12 protein-coding genes are annotated in these 15183 nt (G+C 65.8%); 9 read left to right on the forward strand and 3 right to left on the reverse strand.

What is annotated here, in order from left to right:
* The first annotated feature begins 2 nt into the window (after positions 1–2).
* The 5 genes from HN018_RS20400 to HN018_RS20420 all read left to right on the forward strand — a co-directional run bounded on the left by HN018_RS20400 (position 3) and on the right by HN018_RS20420 (position 6737).
* Positions 3–1544, forward strand: coding sequence for an FGGY-family carbohydrate kinase (locus HN018_RS20400; protein WP_171833765.1), 1542 nt, complete (start codon positions 3–5; stop codon positions 1542–1544).
* Positions 1528–2550, forward strand: a complete 1023-nt coding sequence (locus HN018_RS20405) for a sugar-binding transcriptional regulator (RefSeq protein WP_171833766.1) — start codon at positions 1528–1530, stop codon at positions 2548–2550. The genes HN018_RS20400 and HN018_RS20405 overlap by 17 nt, the downstream gene beginning before the upstream one ends.
* Positions 2540–4102, forward strand: a complete 1563-nt coding sequence (locus HN018_RS20410) for a sugar ABC transporter ATP-binding protein (protein WP_171833767.1) — start codon at positions 2540–2542, stop codon at positions 4100–4102. Before HN018_RS20405 ends, HN018_RS20410 begins: the two co-directional genes overlap by 11 nt.
* A complete protein-coding gene (locus tag HN018_RS20415; protein WP_171833768.1) occupies positions 4099–5109 on the forward strand; it encodes an ABC transporter permease in 1011 nt (336 codons plus the stop codon). The genes HN018_RS20410 and HN018_RS20415 overlap by 4 nt, the downstream gene beginning before the upstream one ends.
* A gap of 158 nt (positions 5110–5267) precedes the next feature.
* The gene (locus tag HN018_RS20420) at positions 5268–6737 is read left to right on the forward strand and encodes a carbohydrate porin (protein WP_239478866.1); all 1470 of its coding nucleotides are present in this window, start codon (positions 5268–5270) and stop codon (positions 6735–6737) included.
* 81 nt (positions 6738–6818) lie between these two features.
* Here HN018_RS20420 and HN018_RS20425 read toward each other — a convergent pair whose 3' ends face one another.
* Positions 6819–7631: a phosphate/phosphite/phosphonate ABC transporter substrate-binding protein gene (locus HN018_RS20425; RefSeq protein ID WP_171833769.1), complete on the reverse strand. Its 813-nt coding sequence runs from the start codon at positions 7629–7631 to the stop codon at positions 6819–6821.
* Positions 7632–7703: 72 nt separating this feature from the next.
* On the opposite strand from HN018_RS20425, the gene HN018_RS20430 reads away from it, so the two are divergent.
* Genes HN018_RS20430 through HN018_RS20440 form a run of 3 tightly spaced genes read left to right on the forward strand, consistent with a single transcriptional unit; the run spans position 7704 to position 11278 of the window.
* Positions 7704–8645 (forward strand): fatty acid desaturase, encoded by a 942-nt coding sequence (locus HN018_RS20430; RefSeq protein WP_171833770.1) that lies wholly within the window; start codon positions 7704–7706, stop codon positions 8643–8645.
* Between the two features lie 27 nt (positions 8646–8672).
* Complete coding sequence (gene pepT / locus HN018_RS20435; protein WP_171833771.1) at positions 8673–9908, forward strand: peptidase T; 1236 nt, start codon at positions 8673–8675, stop codon at positions 9906–9908.
* Positions 9905–11278, forward strand: coding sequence for an 8-oxoguanine deaminase (locus HN018_RS20440; RefSeq protein ID WP_171833772.1), 1374 nt, complete (start codon positions 9905–9907; stop codon positions 11276–11278). Before pepT ends, HN018_RS20440 begins: the two co-directional genes overlap by 4 nt.
* Position 11279: 1 nt before the next feature.
* On the opposite strand, the gene HN018_RS20445 is transcribed toward HN018_RS20440, so the two are convergent.
* Positions 11280–12302 carry a fatty acid desaturase gene (locus tag HN018_RS20445; RefSeq protein WP_171833773.1) on the reverse strand — a complete coding sequence of 341 codons (1023 nt, stop codon included), beginning with the start codon at positions 12300–12302 and terminating at the stop codon, positions 11280–11282.
* Positions 12303–12601: 299 nt separating this feature from the next.
* Between HN018_RS20445 and HN018_RS20450 the strand changes: the two genes are divergently transcribed.
* A complete protein-coding gene (locus HN018_RS20450) occupies positions 12602–13342 on the forward strand; it encodes an SH3 domain-containing protein (RefSeq protein ID WP_171833774.1) in 741 nt (246 codons plus the stop codon).
* A 332-nt stretch (positions 13343–13674) separates the two neighbouring features.
* On the opposite strand, the gene HN018_RS20455 is transcribed toward HN018_RS20450, so the two are convergent.
* On the reverse strand, positions 13675–15168 hold the full coding sequence (locus tag HN018_RS20455; RefSeq protein WP_171833775.1) for a CoA-acylating methylmalonate-semialdehyde dehydrogenase: 1494 nt from the start codon (positions 15166–15168) through the stop codon (positions 13675–13677).
* Between the last annotated feature and the right edge of the window lie 15 nt (positions 15169–15183).

The following is a 15183-nucleotide window of genomic DNA, read 5'->3' on the forward strand; positions in this document are numbered from 1 at the left end:
ACGTGAGCCTGCTCCTGGGACTGGATTTCGGTACCGGCGGCATTCGTGTGGGCCTGTTCGATCCGGACCGACGCACGATCGTCGCCACCGCCGAGGAAACCTATGCCACCCGGCATCCGCAGCCGGGCTGGGCCGAGCAGTCGCCCGGCGAATGGTGGGACGCGCTCGGGCGCGCCTGCCGACGCGTGATGACACAGGCCAACACTCCCGAGATCGCCGGCATCGCGGTAGCGACCACCGCCTCCACCGTGGTGGTGTGCAGCCGCGACGGTACGCCGTTGCGACCGGCACTGCTCTGGATGGATTGCCGCGCCGGCATCGAGGCGCACCGGACCGGACAGAGCACGCATCCCGTAATGGCACAGAGCGGCGGCAGCGATGCGGCCGAATGGCTGGTGCCAAAGGCGATGTGGCTCGCAACGCATGAACCGAAGCTCTACGACGCCGCCGAAATCATCTGCGAATGCGTCGATTGGGTGAATTTCAGGCTGACCGGCCAGTGGGTCGGCAGCCGGATGAATGCCACCTGCAAATGGAACTATGACGGCGCGGCCGAGCAGTTCCATCCAGAGCTATACGAAAGCTTCGGGGCGCCGGGCCTCGTCGACCGGCTGCCGCAGCGGATCGTCCGGGTCGGCGATGCGATCGACCGTCTCTCGACCGCGGCGGCCCTGCATCTCGGGCTGGGCGACCAGCGCCCGGTTGTCGCCCAGGGCGGCATCGATGCCCATATCGGCATTCTCGGCGCCGACACTGTCGCACCTGGCAAGCTACTGCTGATCGGCGGCACGTCGGTCGTGCATCTGTTCCATCTGGCCGACGACCGGCCGGTTCCCGGCTTCTGGGGGCCCTATCCCGGCGCGCTGATCGACGATCTGTGGCTGGTCGAAGGCGGCCAGGTATCAGCCGGCTCGGTGCTGTCCTGGCTGAGCGGCCAGATCTTCCAGCTCGACAATGACGGCACCCAGCGCCTGATCGAGGAAGCGTCGCGTCGCCCCGCGCAGGATAGCGGCCTGCTCACACTCGATTATTTCATGGGCAATCGCACACCCTATCGCGACCCGCATCTGCGTGGCGCGATTCTTGGATTGTCGCTGGGCCATGACCGGGCCTCGATGTATCGCTCTGCGGTCGAGGGCGTGGCGCTGGCGTCGGCCAACGTGGTGGCGCAGGCACAATTGGTCGGCGTACCGGTCGATCGCATCGTGAGTGCGGGCGGCTACTGCAAGAACGCGCTGTGGCTTCGCGCGACCGTCGACGCGATCGGCCTGCCGATCCAGCTTGCGGCCGAGGAGAACCTGACCATCGTCGGGACGGCGGCGGCGGCGGCGACCGGTGTCGGGCTGTTCCCGGATCTGCGGTCCGCGGCCGCCGCGGTCGCTCGCGACGGCAGGCTGATCGAGCCGGACATGGTGGCGCACCGTCGATACGTGGAGAGCCTAGAACGCTACCGGGATGCCACCACGATCCTGACCCCGATCCTGCACCGCCTGTCCGCCGGGCCGGACCGCCGGGAGGACCGGCCGGATGTCGCGTCGCGCTGACCAGGACACCGATGTCGACCTCCGCAACCTCTCCACCGAGGGGCGCGAGATGCTGATGCTGCAGGCGGCCAAGGGCTATTACGACCTCGACCGGACCATGGCCGACATCGCCAAGCAGATCGGACTGACCCGCTGGCAGGTGGCGCGCCTGCTGAAGGAAGCCCGCGAAATCGGCGTGGTGCGGATCGAGATCGTGCCGCGTGCACAACGCCTGCCCGAGCTCGAGAGCCGCCTGCAGCGGAGCTACGGCCTGCGCGAGGCGATCGTGGTTCCCGCCATGGGAACCAATGCAGCGGACGCGGGCGAGGACGACAGCCTGGCAGTGGACAGCGTGGCGCAGGCAGCCGGCCAGTTCCTGGCGGCACTGACGCCACGCCCATCGCTGGTCGGCGTGTCGTGGGGCCGTACGATGGCGGCCGTCGCGCACTGGCTGCCGCGTCGCTGGAACGACGGCGTCGAGGTGGTGCTGCTGAACGGCGCGATGAACACGCGCGGCACCGTGAAGCACACCAACAACATCGCTGAATTGTTCGCGCTGGCTGCCAACGGACGGGCGACGCTGCTGCCGGTGCCGGCGATCGTCGGGCTGGCCGAAACGCGCCAGGTGCTGGAGCGCGACCCGATCATCGCGACCGTGCTGGCCCTCGGCCACGAGGCAAAGGTGGCATGCTTCGGCCTGGGCAGCATGACAAGCTCCTCGGTGCTGGTGCAGTCCGGCTACCTCGATGCGAGCGAGATCGCCCGCCTCCGCAAGGCCGGCGCGATCGGCGACGTGCTCGGCCGGTTCATCGATGCCGACGGCCGCATCGTCGATCCCGTACTGGACGCGAAAACCATCGGGCTGACACCGGACGCGCTGCGACAGAAGGCAATCTCGATCGGCGTGGCGGTTGGAACCCGGAAGCATGCGGTGGTGCTGGCGGCATTGAGAGCCCGCCTGATCAACGTCCTCGTCACCGACGAACTGACGGCGCTCGCCGCCCTGGAGGCCGCCAATGCAGCCTGACACGATTTCAGTATCCCCGCCGAGGATCGTTCTCGACGTCGATCGCGCGGCAAAGATTTTCCCCGGCAATATCGTTGCGGTCGAGGATGCATCGCTGTCGATCCGGGCGGGCGAGGTGCATTGCCTGCTCGGTGCCAACGGCGCCGGCAAGAGCACCCTGCTGAAGATCATCGCCGGCGCGCATTCCCTTACCCGCGGCACCATGACGCTGGACGGCGTGGCCTGTCGTTTCCGCACGCCGCACGAGGCCGCAGCCGCCGGCATCTCGATGATCTACCAGGAACTCGACCTGGTTCCGCAGCTCACGGTCGCGCAGAACATGCTGCTGGGACGCGTGCCGGGGCGCTGGGGCCTGATCGATCGTGCCCGTCGTACCCGGATCGCCGAGGAGGCGCTGGCGAAAATCGGGGCCGGCTTCAGCGCGAACGCCACGGTCGGGTCGCTGTCGATCGCCAACCAGCAGCTCACCGCGATCGCACGCTCGCTGACGATGGACGCCAAGATCATCATCATGGACGAGCCGTCGGCGGCGCTGAACGAGACCGAACTTGCGCGCGTGTTCGAGGTGATCCGCGACATCACCGCCCAGGGCGTGGCGATCCTGTATGTCAGCCACCGCCTCGGCGAGATCCGCGCGATCGGGGACCGGGTGACGGTCCTGCGCAACGGCAGCACCGTCGACACCTTCGACGTTGCCAGCACGACCGAACAAACACTGATCGAAGCCGTGCTCGGCCGCAACCAGGCCTTGCTGGAACGTAGTGCGCGAGCACCGGCCCGCGAGGCGGTGGCCCTCGATGTGAAGCGGCTGCGTGGCCCGCACGGGCTGGATATACGCGACCTTCGTGTCCATGAAGGCGAGATCATCGGCCTGTCCGGGCTGAACGGGTCCGGCCGGACCAGCTTCCTGCATGCGCTGTTCGGCGACCTGCGGTTCCAGGGCGAGATCCAGCTCGGCGGCGCGCCCTACAGCCCGCGGCGCCCGGCTGATGCGATCAGGCGGCGCGTGGCGCTGGTGCCGGAAGACCGGAAGACCCAGGGCCTGATGCTGGACCATGCGATCTATCGGAACGCGATGCTGCCCTCGCTGCGCCGGCGCCGGCTGATCACCCACGAGCGGATGCGCACAGCCGCCCGGCCGGTGCTGTCGGATCTGTCCACCCGCTACAGTTCGCTGGACCAACCGGTGCGCCAGCTTTCCGGTGGCAACCAGCAGAAGGTGGTGTTCACCAAATGGGTGGTCGAGGGCAGCCGCATCCTGCTGCTGGACGAACCGAGCCGCGGCCTGGATGTAGGCGCCAAGGCCGAGCTTTATGCGCTGATCCGCGGACTGGCCGAGGATGGCGCCGCGATCATCGTGGCCAGCAGCGAACTCGACGAGATCTACGTGAATTGCGACCGGATCTGGGTGTTCCATGAGGGACGCAACATTCACTGCTTCGATCCGACGCTCGCCTCGCGAGACGACATCCTGAAGGCCGGACTGGTCGGTACCGCCCCTGTCGATACCGGCTCCGGCGGGCCCGGCCATTCTGCGGAGACGCACTCATGAATACGCTGACCGACACCATGCCGAAGCGCGCCGCCGGGTCGCTGTCCGGCCGGCGCATCGTCGAACTGATGCTGCGCTATAATTTTATCGTGATCTTCTTCGCGGTGGTGGTGATCGCGACGTTGCTGTCGGATAACTTCCTCACCTTCCGCAACATCTCGAACCTGTTCCAGCAGGCGAGCATCGTCGGCATCGTCGCGGTCGGCATGACCTTCGTGATCCTGACCGCCAACATCGACCTGTCGGTGGGCAGCGTGGTCGCCTGCGGCGGCATGGTCGCGTCGCTGCTGATGGCCGCGGGTACGCCGCCGCTGCTGGCGGTTGCGGCGGCGATCGGCGTCGGTGCCGCTCTCGGCGGGGTGATGGGTGCCATTTCCGCCTATGCCGCGGTCCCGAGCTTTATCGTTACGCTGGCGGGTCTGGTCACGGTACGGGGCGTGACCTACCTGATGTCGAACGGCGTGCCGATCGGCGGCCTGCCGGCGGGTTTCGGCCAGTTCGGGTCGCTGGAGGTACCGATTTTCCCGGGCGTGCATTTCCCGGTACTGGCCTTGATGTTCCTCGGCGTATGCGTCGTGGCGGCCCTGGTGCTGCGCTACACGGTGTTCGGCGAGTACGTGTTCGCAACGGGCGGCAATGCCGAAGCGGCCCGGCTGTCCGGCCTTCCGGTCAAGCTGATCGTTACCATTGTGTTCGCGATTTCCGGCTCGCTTGCCGCCTTGTCGGGCGTGCTGCTGACGGCGCGGCTGCGAATCGGCCAGCCGACGGCGGCACAGGGTCTGGAGCTCGACGCAATCGCAGCGGTCGTTCTGGGAGGAACCAGCCTGTTCGGTGGTCGCGGGAGCGTGATCGGAACGATCTTTGCGGTGATGCTGCTTCAGGTTTTACGCAATATATTCAATCTTTTGGGTCTGGGATCGTTCTACCAGATGACCATGACCGGCTTGATCATCATCGCCGCGATCCTCCTGAACCGGGCAATCGATAGCCGGCAGGGCCGCCGCTGAAAGCGGCATTTGTTGGACAAGTGTGCTTTCTGTACATGCACAGCCGGTTGATTGACAACATCCTCTAGCGCGGCGGCGAGAGGATGGTAATCTGTCAAGGCTCGGGCATCCGAACGGCGTAGCCCAAAGGCTATGCTGGAAAAAAAGTGGGGAAACAAATGAACACAACACGGAAGTGCGCCGCGCGTGGCGTCGCAGGAAAGATCTGGGTCGGCAGCCTCGCCATGGCGCTTGCGAGCACCGCCCTCGGCTCGGCCGTCGCGCAGACGTCGCTGAACCCGAGCTCGCGTGTTGCAACACCGCTTCCGATCAACGGCGGCCCGATCAACGAGGGCAGCATGGTTCCGCCGCTGCCCGCTCCCGAGGCCCTGTTCCCCGGTATCTTCGGGGTCGGCACCTACCTGCGGGATAAGGGCATCGCGGTCCTGCTCGACAACGTCGACGAATTCGACGGTATCGTAAAAGGCCAGCATCACGGTTCCGCCAACGCTGGCCAGTATGGCCTCGAGACGGACATCGACTGGGAGCGGCTCGCTGGCATCACCGGCTTCTCGACCCATACCGTCATGGTCGGTCGCTACGGTATTCCGGCCAGCCGGATTTTCGGTGACAACCTGAACCCCAGCCAAGAAATCTATGGCGCCGGCGGTAACGTGGCGGTCCATCTGGTCTATGCCTACGGCGAAGAGACTGTCGCCAACGGCCGCCTCGACGTTGCTTTCGGCCGCATGCCGGTGCTGAACGACTTCGCGTCGTCGCCGCTGTACTGCAACTTCATGAACAACTCCTTCTGCGGAAATCCGAAGGCCTCTTCGGATAACGGAGCAGTATCCTCTTATCCTGACGCCGGCTGGGCCTTCCGCGTTCGCGTTCGCCCGACCCAGGCAACCTACATCCAGAGCGGTATCTTCTTCTCGGAAGCCAACATCTACAGCGCGACCAACGGATACCGCTCGGGCTTCCGCTTCAACTCATCGCAGATCAGGGGCGAGACGTTCCCGGTCCAGGTCGGCTACGAGCCAGCCTTCGGCCCCGATCATCTGCCCGGCCATTACAGCGTCGGTTTCATCTATGACAACGTCAATCATGCAGATGACTACTTCGATGCCAACGGCAGCGCATTCGCGCAGTCCGGCTTGCCCCAGCGAGTCCGCAAAGGCCAGACCGCCGAATATGCGTTGGTCGACCAGATGGTTCTCCGTCACGGCCCGGGCGCCAATAACGGCCTGATCGCCTTCGGCGCCGTCTACCATAACGACAACAGCACCTCGATCCGCACCAGCGAACTCAACGTTGGCCTGATCGATCACGGGTTCTGGAAGGCACGTCCGGCGGACGGCATTTCTGCCGGCTTCAGCTACCTGGAAGTGTCGGACAAGCTGGGCAAAACCGAAGCCCTCCAGCAGGAGCTCGGCCTGCCGATCACCGGCGCGAATGGTCCCTTCTACAACGGGCAGACGACCGGCGTGCAGAGCCACACATACGTGTTCGAAGCCAACTACCAGATCCACGTTTTCCGCGGCGTAACCTTCGCACCGGACTTCCAGTACTTCATCCGTCCGAACGCACAGGCCAATCTGCCGAATGCAGCCGTCATCGGCTTCAAGAGCCACATCGAACTGTTCTAAATCCACTCCATCGGATCGAACATGGCGGCCGTGCGGGATACCCCGCACGGCCGTTTTTTTGTTTCGGACCCGGCCGGACCGCTACGCCAGCCGCGGATAGCCAGCGTTCCTCGCATCGTCTTCCAGACGTTGCACCGCGTCGTAGGCGTCGCGGTCCAGTTCGACGAACCCCTCGATCAATAGCGCCCGGCAAGTTTCACGGTGCGCCGGATCGGTGGCGATTTCAGTCAGCGCGCGCCTGAGCGCGAGCCGCGTCGCTTCGCCCTGCGCGGTCACGAGCGGCAATCCGGGTGAGGCGACGGTCCAGTCAAGCAGACGAACCCGATCGACCAGCGCCGGACGGTAGCGCCGCAGCAGCGCGAACGTGACGCAATCGATCGCCGCCAGGTCCGCCGTGCCACGCCCGACCGCATCGATGCTGGCTGCATGGCTGCCGGTGACGATGAGGTCGCCGAAGAACGCATTTTTGCCGGCGAGGGGGGCCACCGTAACGCGGAGCAGGTTCATTCCCGAATTGCTGTCGATCGAGTTGATCGCACAGACACGCCCGCGCATCGCCGACAGCGACCCGGCCTCCGCATCGCGATGCACGATGATGGCGCTTCGGTAGCGCGGCCCCTCGCAGCCGGGCGCTTCGTAGACCGGGGTCGCAACCACCCGCACATGATCCGGCAGCGAAAGCAGCGGATAGCCACAGGTCTGGGACAGCAGCACGGCCGGATCGCGCCAGTGGGCCGCGAGATCGTCCGGCTGCCCCAGCACCGCCGGCGCCGCAATGCCCGCCCGCCCGATCACGCCGGCGATTGCCTGCCAGAGCGCCTGGGTGTGCGGCCGCAGTTCGGGAAGATCGTACATCGGCAATGCAGCGATAAGCGCCACGGAATCGTAGTTCATATTAATTACCGTTGCGGTTCGTTGATATCGTGATAATCTTGGTCAACCACTAGAGGACGACGTTTCAATACCATGCAAGCTGCACCCGTCGCCGCCGACCGGCCCGCCAAGACCGAGTGGCCGACGCTGGTGTTGGCCGCGTGCATCTATGGCGGCTGGATGGCCCTCACCTTCTATGCCGGCCGGATAGCCTGGTGGCTCCTGCCCCTGCCGGGCGCATGGTTGATCGCCTGGCACATGTCGTTGCAGCACGAATTGATCCACGGCCATCCGAGCCGCTTTGAATGGCTCAACGACTTGATCGGCAGCGTACCCCTGGGCTTGTGGTTGCCCTACGAGCGGTACAAGGCGAGTCATCTCGGCCATCATCGCGGTGATAACCTGACCGATCCGATCGAGGATCCCGAAAGCCATTACGTGACGGCCGAGCGATACCGGCAGATCGGGCCGGGCGGACGCTGGCTGCTTCGAGCCGGCAATACCCTGCTCGGCAGGATGATCATCGGTCCGGCTCGCGCGATCGCGACGTTCCTCGAGCATGATGCGCGGGCACTCCTGACCGGTGATGCCGACGTTCGCCGCGCCTGGCTGCTGCATCTGCCAGGCGTCGTGCTCGTGCTGGCCTGGCTGCTGCTGGTCTGCAACCTGTCGCTGGTGCGTTACGCCACCCTGTTCGTCTATCCCGGCCTCTCGCTGGTCCTGATCCGTTCGTTCGCCGAGCATCGGGCCGCGGACGAACCAGGGCACCGGACCGCTATCGTCGAGCATGCCCCGGTGCTGGGCCTGCTGTTCCTGTTCAACAATCTGCATGTCGTGCACCATTTGCGGCCGGGGCTCGCCTGGTATCGCATCCCGGCCGCATACCGGATGAACCGGCCGGCGCTGCTGCGGGACAATGGCGGGCTGGTGTATCGCGGCTATCTCGACGTCGCCCGGCGCTACCTGGTGAGACAGCATGATTTGCCGGTGCACCGCACCCACGGTTGGACACAGGGGCATAACCCCATGCGATGATGGCGGCCTCCGTCGACAGGACCCTTCATGATGCCCACCCTGGAAGACCAGCTGGTCACCCGCCTGTTCCGCTATCTCGCCGTCACCAGCCAAAGCGATGCCAAGGCCACCACCCTGCCGAGCACGCCGGGCCAGTGGGACATGGTCAGGCTCCTGGCGGGCGAACTCGAGGCGCTCGGCCTCGCCGACATCCATACCGACGAGAATGCGGTGCTCACCGCGCGGCTGCCGGCAACGGTCCCGGGCCGGCCGCGGATCGGCTTCTGCGCGCATGTCGATACCGTCGATGTCGGGTTGTCACCCCATATCAGGCCGAGCCTGGTGCGGTTCGGCGGCGACGATCTCTGCCTCAACCCCGGGCGCGACATCTGGCTGCGCACCGCCGAACATCCCGAGATCCTGCCCTATGCCGGACAGGATGTGGTCGTCGGCGACGGCACCAGCGTGCTCGGTGCCGACAACAAGGCGGCGGTGGCGGTGGTGATGACGCTGCTGGACCGGCTCGTGCGCGACCGGCCACCGCATGGCGATATCGTCGTCGCCTTCGTGCCGGACGAGGAGATCGGCCTGCGCGGCGCCCGGGCCATGGCGCTGGAGCGGTTCCCGGTGGATTTCGCCTACACCATCGATAGCTGCGCACTGGGCGAGTTCGTGATCGAGACCTTCAATGCCGCCCAGGCGACGATCACCATCGAGGGCGTCACCGCGCACCCGATGTCGGCCAAGGGCGTGCTGGTCAATCCGATCCTGGTCGCCGCCGACCTGATCGGCCGGTTCGATCCGCTGGACACGCCGGAACATACCGAAGGCCGCGAAGGCTATTGCTGGATCAACGGCATGACCGCCAATGCTGCGACGGCAACGCTCAGCCTGTCGATCCGCGACTTCGACGACGCCATGTTTGCCGGACGCCAGCAGCGTGTGCGGGATGCCGTCGCGGAGACGGCCGAGGCGAATCCCGCCGCGACGATCGCCTGCCGGATCGAGGAGGTCTATCGCAACATCGCCTCCAGCCTCGGTGACGACCGGCGCAGCGTCGAGCTGATGGCGCAGGCCTATGCCGAGCTGAATATTCCAGCCAACATCATCGCGATGCGTGGTGGCACCGACGGCTCGGCCCTGTCGGCGCGCGGCATCCCGACCCCCAACATGTTCACCGGCGCGCATAATTTCCACTCGCCGTTCGAGTTCCTGCCGGTCCCGTCGTTCGTGCGCTCGTTCGAGGTGGCCGAGCGGATCGTGGCACTCGCCGCGGCCGCATGACCCGCACGCTGCTGCTCCGGAATGCGACGGTCCTCGTCACCATGGACGCCGAACGCCGCGAGATCGCCGGCGGCGGAGTGTTCATCGAGGGCAACCGCATCCTGGCGGTGGGCACGACGGAGCGGCTCCCGGCGACCGCGGACCGGGTGATCGATCTCGCTGGCCATGTGCTGATGCCGGGCCTGGTCAACACGCATCACCACATGTTCCAGACCCTGACGCGGGCGGTGCCGGCGGCCCAGGATGCCTCCTTGTTCGACTGGCTGCGGGCGCTCTATCCGATCTGGGCGCGGCTGACCCCCGAGATGATCCGCGTCTCCACGCAGACCGCGATGGCCGAGCTCATCCTGTCCGGCTGCACCACCTCCAGCGACCATCTCTACCTGTTCCCGAACGGCAGCCGGCTCGACGACCAGCTCGAAGCCGCGGAGACCACCGGCCTGCGCTTCCATGCGGCCCGTGGCGCCATGAGCGTCGGCGAGAGCCAGGGCGGGTTGCCGCCGGACAGCCTGGTCGAGGCCGAGCCTTCCATCCTGCACGACACCAGGCGGCTGATCGAATGCTTCCATGATCCGTCCCGGTTCTCGATGCGCCGGATCGTGGTGGCGCCCTGTTCGCCGTTCTCGGTAAGCCGGGGGCTGATGCAGGATGCAGCGTCGCTGGCGCGTGCGACCTCGACCATGCTGCACACCCACCTGGCCGAAAACGACACCGACGTCGCCTATAGCCGCGAGGCTTTCGGCATGAGCCCGGCCGACTATGCGGACTCGCTCGGCTGGGTTGGACCGGACGTGTGGCACGCCCACTGCGTCAAGCTCGATGAACCGGGCCTTGCCACCTTCGGCCGTACCGGGACCGGCGTGGCACATTGCCCGTGCTCGAACATGCGGCTGGCGTCCGGGATCGCGCCGATCCGGAGGATGCGGGCGCATGGCATCCCGGTCGGGCTTGGCGTCGATGGTTCGGCATCCAATGATGGCAGCCACATGCTCGGCGAGGCCAGGCAGGCGATGTTGCTCTCGCGGGTGCTGCACGATCCCGATGGCCCGGACCGTCCTCGCATGATGGGTGCCCGCGAGGCGCTCGAACTGGCGACGATCGGGGGGGCGCGCGTGCTGGGGCGGGACGATATCGGCCATCTGGCGCCAGATATGGCGGCAGACCTCGTGGCCTTCGATCTCCGGCATCCTGCCTATGCCGGAGCGCTGCACGATCCGGTGGCGGCGCTGCTGTTCTGTGCGCCGCAGACTGTGTCATTGAGCATGATCGACGGGCGCGTCGTGGTGCAGGACGGGAACCTGCTTACGCTGGATGCACCGGTGCTGGCCGAACGCCAAAACGCGTTGGCCGGCCGGCTGGTGAACGGATAGTCTACGATCCGGACGCTTTTCGGGCGTTGCGGAACGGGATCAGCTTGCTCTGCTTGGCATCCCACAGTGCGAGGCGTGCGCATTTCAGACTGCCGAACAGGGTCAGATGCGGCACCTCCTGCAGGGCCGGGTTCTCCTCGTGGCACGCCCGCAGCCGGTAGTTCGGGATCCTCGAGGACAGGTGATGGATATGGTGGAAGCCGATATTCCCGGTAAGCCAGTGCAGCGGACGCGGCAGATCATAGAACGATGAGCCCTGCAGTGCCGAAGCCTTGAAGTCCCAGTTGGGCTTCAGCTCCCAGTAGGCATCTTCGAACTGGTGCTGGATGTAGAACAGCCAGATCCCGATCGTCGCCGCCAGCACCATGACCGGTAGCCAGCCGAGCAACAGTGGCAACGGTCCCAGGATAAGCACCAGGATCGTGAGTCCACCCAGGAGGGCGACATTCGTTCCCAGCACGCTGGCCCAGCTCTGCCAGCTTCGAATCGGATGGCCTCTCGGAATGCGCTGGTTGATCAGGAACTGCCAGGCAGGTCCGACACCGAACAGCACCAGTGGATGGCGATACAGCCGATAGGCCAGCCGGCCACGCCGGGGCAGAGCGGTATATTCATCGAGCGTCAGGGTCGTCACGTCACCGATGCCGCGCCGGTCCAGATTGCCGGTCCCGGCGTGATGCAGCGCATGGTCGCCGCGCCACGCCTTGTAGGGCGTGAGAGTGAACACGCCGAGCACGGAGCCCAGCAGATCATTGGCCCAACGTGCCGGGAAGAAGGATCCGTGGCCGCAATCATGCTGAAACATGAACAGCCTAATCAGCAGGAAGGCGGCGAAAGGGATCAGCAGCAACGCCTCCCAGTAGCCGTAGCCGACTCCCACCATGATTGCAGCCATCACGCCGATGAAGAGCACCCCGGTATTGGAGAGCTGGATCAGCGCACGCCGCCAATCCGGCTTCAAATAGGGCGCGACCATTGCACGCCAGGTCGAGGACGAAACGGGCATCGAGTCAGGATTGGACATTCAGCTCTGGCAGGTCTGTTCGGGGAGTTGAAAGCAATTCCGCGGCTACGGTTCGCCTCTAACCTTTATATTAGGACAAATCCGAGGGCCTGTCCCGCGAAGTCTTGCCAGGACCGGATGAAGGTTCGGTTAAGTCACGATGGCCGCCCCGATGAACCGCGGACACCGGCAAGCGATCTCCTCAAGGGGATCGAGGAATGCAACCGCCATGGATCAGACCAGACAGGCGCCGGTTCGGTGCTACAGCCCGCTTGCTCACCGCATTCCTATCGCGATCGCTGATTGGACTGGCGATTGCGATGCCGATGCTGTCGGGTTGCAAGGATAAAACCCAGGTTTCGGGGCAGCCCGACGGTGCAACGGCGGTCCGGGCTCGCGACGCCGGCGAGCGAAACATCCGGTCGAGCGTATCGTCCCGGGACGCCCGCTTCCGCGGGGTCCAGGTGTATGCCCAGGCGCTTCCGGCGCACTGGGCCGTCTGCGGCCAGGTGTCGCCATTCGCGGAGGATGCCAATATTTTCGTGCCGTTCGTCTCTGTGGTCACGCTGGCAACGGAGAAGGGGCATGCGGTCGAGCGGTTCGAGCAGTCCATCGGGACCACGACCGCGGAAGCCAACCGGGTCTATATCGCGCTGGTCGCCGACTGCTACGACAAGGGCGGTCCTACCTCCGGCCCGTTCCAGAGCATCTCCCCGCTGCCGCCCCTGCCGGACACGGTCACAGCACCGGAACACCCTGTCGTGTCGGCCGGCCAGGCCCCCACCCGGACCGCGACCGGGCAGACCAGGATGTCCGCCGCCCCACCAGCCGCGGCCCGCACGGAACAGGCTCTACCGCCTTCGGCCGAAACTCCCGCGTCGGGGCGGGTCGCCATGCGGCAAAACGCGAACCTGCACGCGGCGCCGCATGGTCCGCCGGTCCGGGTTGTGCCGCAGGGCACGGAAATGCACGTCTTTGCCCAGGCGCCGGGCGGCTGGTACGAAGTAGGCGACACCGCACCATGGGGCTGGGTGCACGAAAGCATGCTCGAACGGCATTGAGAGCGGCTGAGCCACTGCAAAAAAGTCTTTGGTTTCGTGAGTTGGGGGTCGTCCCCAACCGACGGGAGCCCTGCAGGCCGACCTGAAGATCGGCCACAGCGACATCAAGGCAACGTCATCGCAATCGGTATTGGCCAACGCAGTCGCCAACAAACTACCGCTCCGGTTTGCCAGGGATCCGGCGGAGTATCGACCCGGCGAGCTTTAAACCGACGCCACGCCGTTGCGGTAGATACGCGATGCAGGCCCGCAGCATCTGTAACGGCCGCAGCAGGCGAGGCGCACCTCGACGTCTGCGCAGTTGCTTTGCCTAGCCGCCGGATACGATCCGGTCAGCCGAGCGTCGGCATCACGAACTCGGCGCCGGCTCGGATGCCGGTGGGCCAGCGCGAGGTCACGGTCTTCAGCTTGGTGAAGAACCGCAAGCCTTCCGGACCGTGCATGTGGTGGTCGCCGAACAGCGACGATTTCCAGCCACCGAACGAATGGAACGCCATCGGCACCGGGATCGGCACGTTCACGCCGACCATGCCGGCCTGGACGCCGTGCACGAACGCACGCGCGGTATCGCCATCGCGGGTGAAGATCGCGGTGCCATTGCCGAATTCATGGTCGTTGACCAGCTTGAGCGCGGTGTCGAAATCGGGCGCGCGAACCACGGCCAGCACCGGGCCGAAGATCTCTTCCTTGTAGATCCGCATGTCCGCCGTCACGTCGTCGAACAGCGTGCCGCCGATGAAGAAGCCGCCCTCGTAGCCCTGCAGCTTCAGGCCGCGACCATCAACCACCAGCTTGGCACCCTCCGCGATACCGATATCGACGTAGCCGCTCACCTTCTCCAGATGAACCCCGGTGACCAGCGGGCCCATCTCGCTCTCGGGATCGGTGCCACTACCGATCCTGAGTGCACGCACGCGCGGCGCCAGCGTCTCGACCAGCCGGTCGGCCACGCTGCCGACCGCGACCGCAACCGAGATCGCCATGCAACGCTCACCGGCCGAGCCGTAGGCCGCCCCCATCAGCGCGTCCACGGTCTTGTCGAGGTCGCAATCGGGCATGATGACCGCGTGGTTCTTGGCGCCGCCGAGCGCCTGCACCCGCTTGCCCTGGCCGATCCCGGTCTGCTGGATATAGCGGGCGATCGGCGTCGAGCCGACGAAGCTCACCGCCTGCACGTCGGGATGATGCAGGATCGCGTCGACCACTTCCTTGTCGCCGTGCACAACCTGGAACACGCCGTCCGGCAGCCCGGCCTGCTTCAGCAGGTCGGCCAGCATCATCGACGCGGACGGATCCCGCTCCGACGGCTTCAGGATGAAGCAGTTGCCGGCGACCAGCGCCATCGGCGCCATCCACAGCGGCACCATCACCGGAAAATTGAACGGGGTGATGCCGGCGACCACGCCGAGCGGCTGGCGCATCGAATAGGCATCGATATTGCGTCCGGCCTGCTCGGTGAAATCGCCCTTGAGCATCTCCGGCGCACCGGTCGCATATTCCACGACCTCCATGCCACGGGTAACCTCGCCCGCCGCGTCGGACAGCACCTTGCCGTGTTCGGAGGTGATGATCGACGCGAGATCGTTGGTGTGCTGCTCGATGAGGTCGCGGAACCGGAACATCACCCGGGCGCGGGCCAGCGGGGTGGTCGCGGCCCAGCCCGGGAATGCCGCCTTGGCAACCTTCACCGCACTGTCGAGATCGGCCACCGTTCCCAGGATCACCTGCCGGGCAACCGCGCCGGTCGTCGGATCGAAGATGTCGGCGCGGCGTGTGCCGCCACCATCGTGACGCGACCCGCCGATGAAATGCTGAACGATGTCCATGGTAACTCCTGCGGG

The organism is Lichenicola cladoniae (assembly GCF_013201075.1).
In the GTDB taxonomy this organism is placed as follows: domain Bacteria; phylum Pseudomonadota; class Alphaproteobacteria; order Acetobacterales; family Acetobacteraceae; genus Lichenicola; species Lichenicola cladoniae.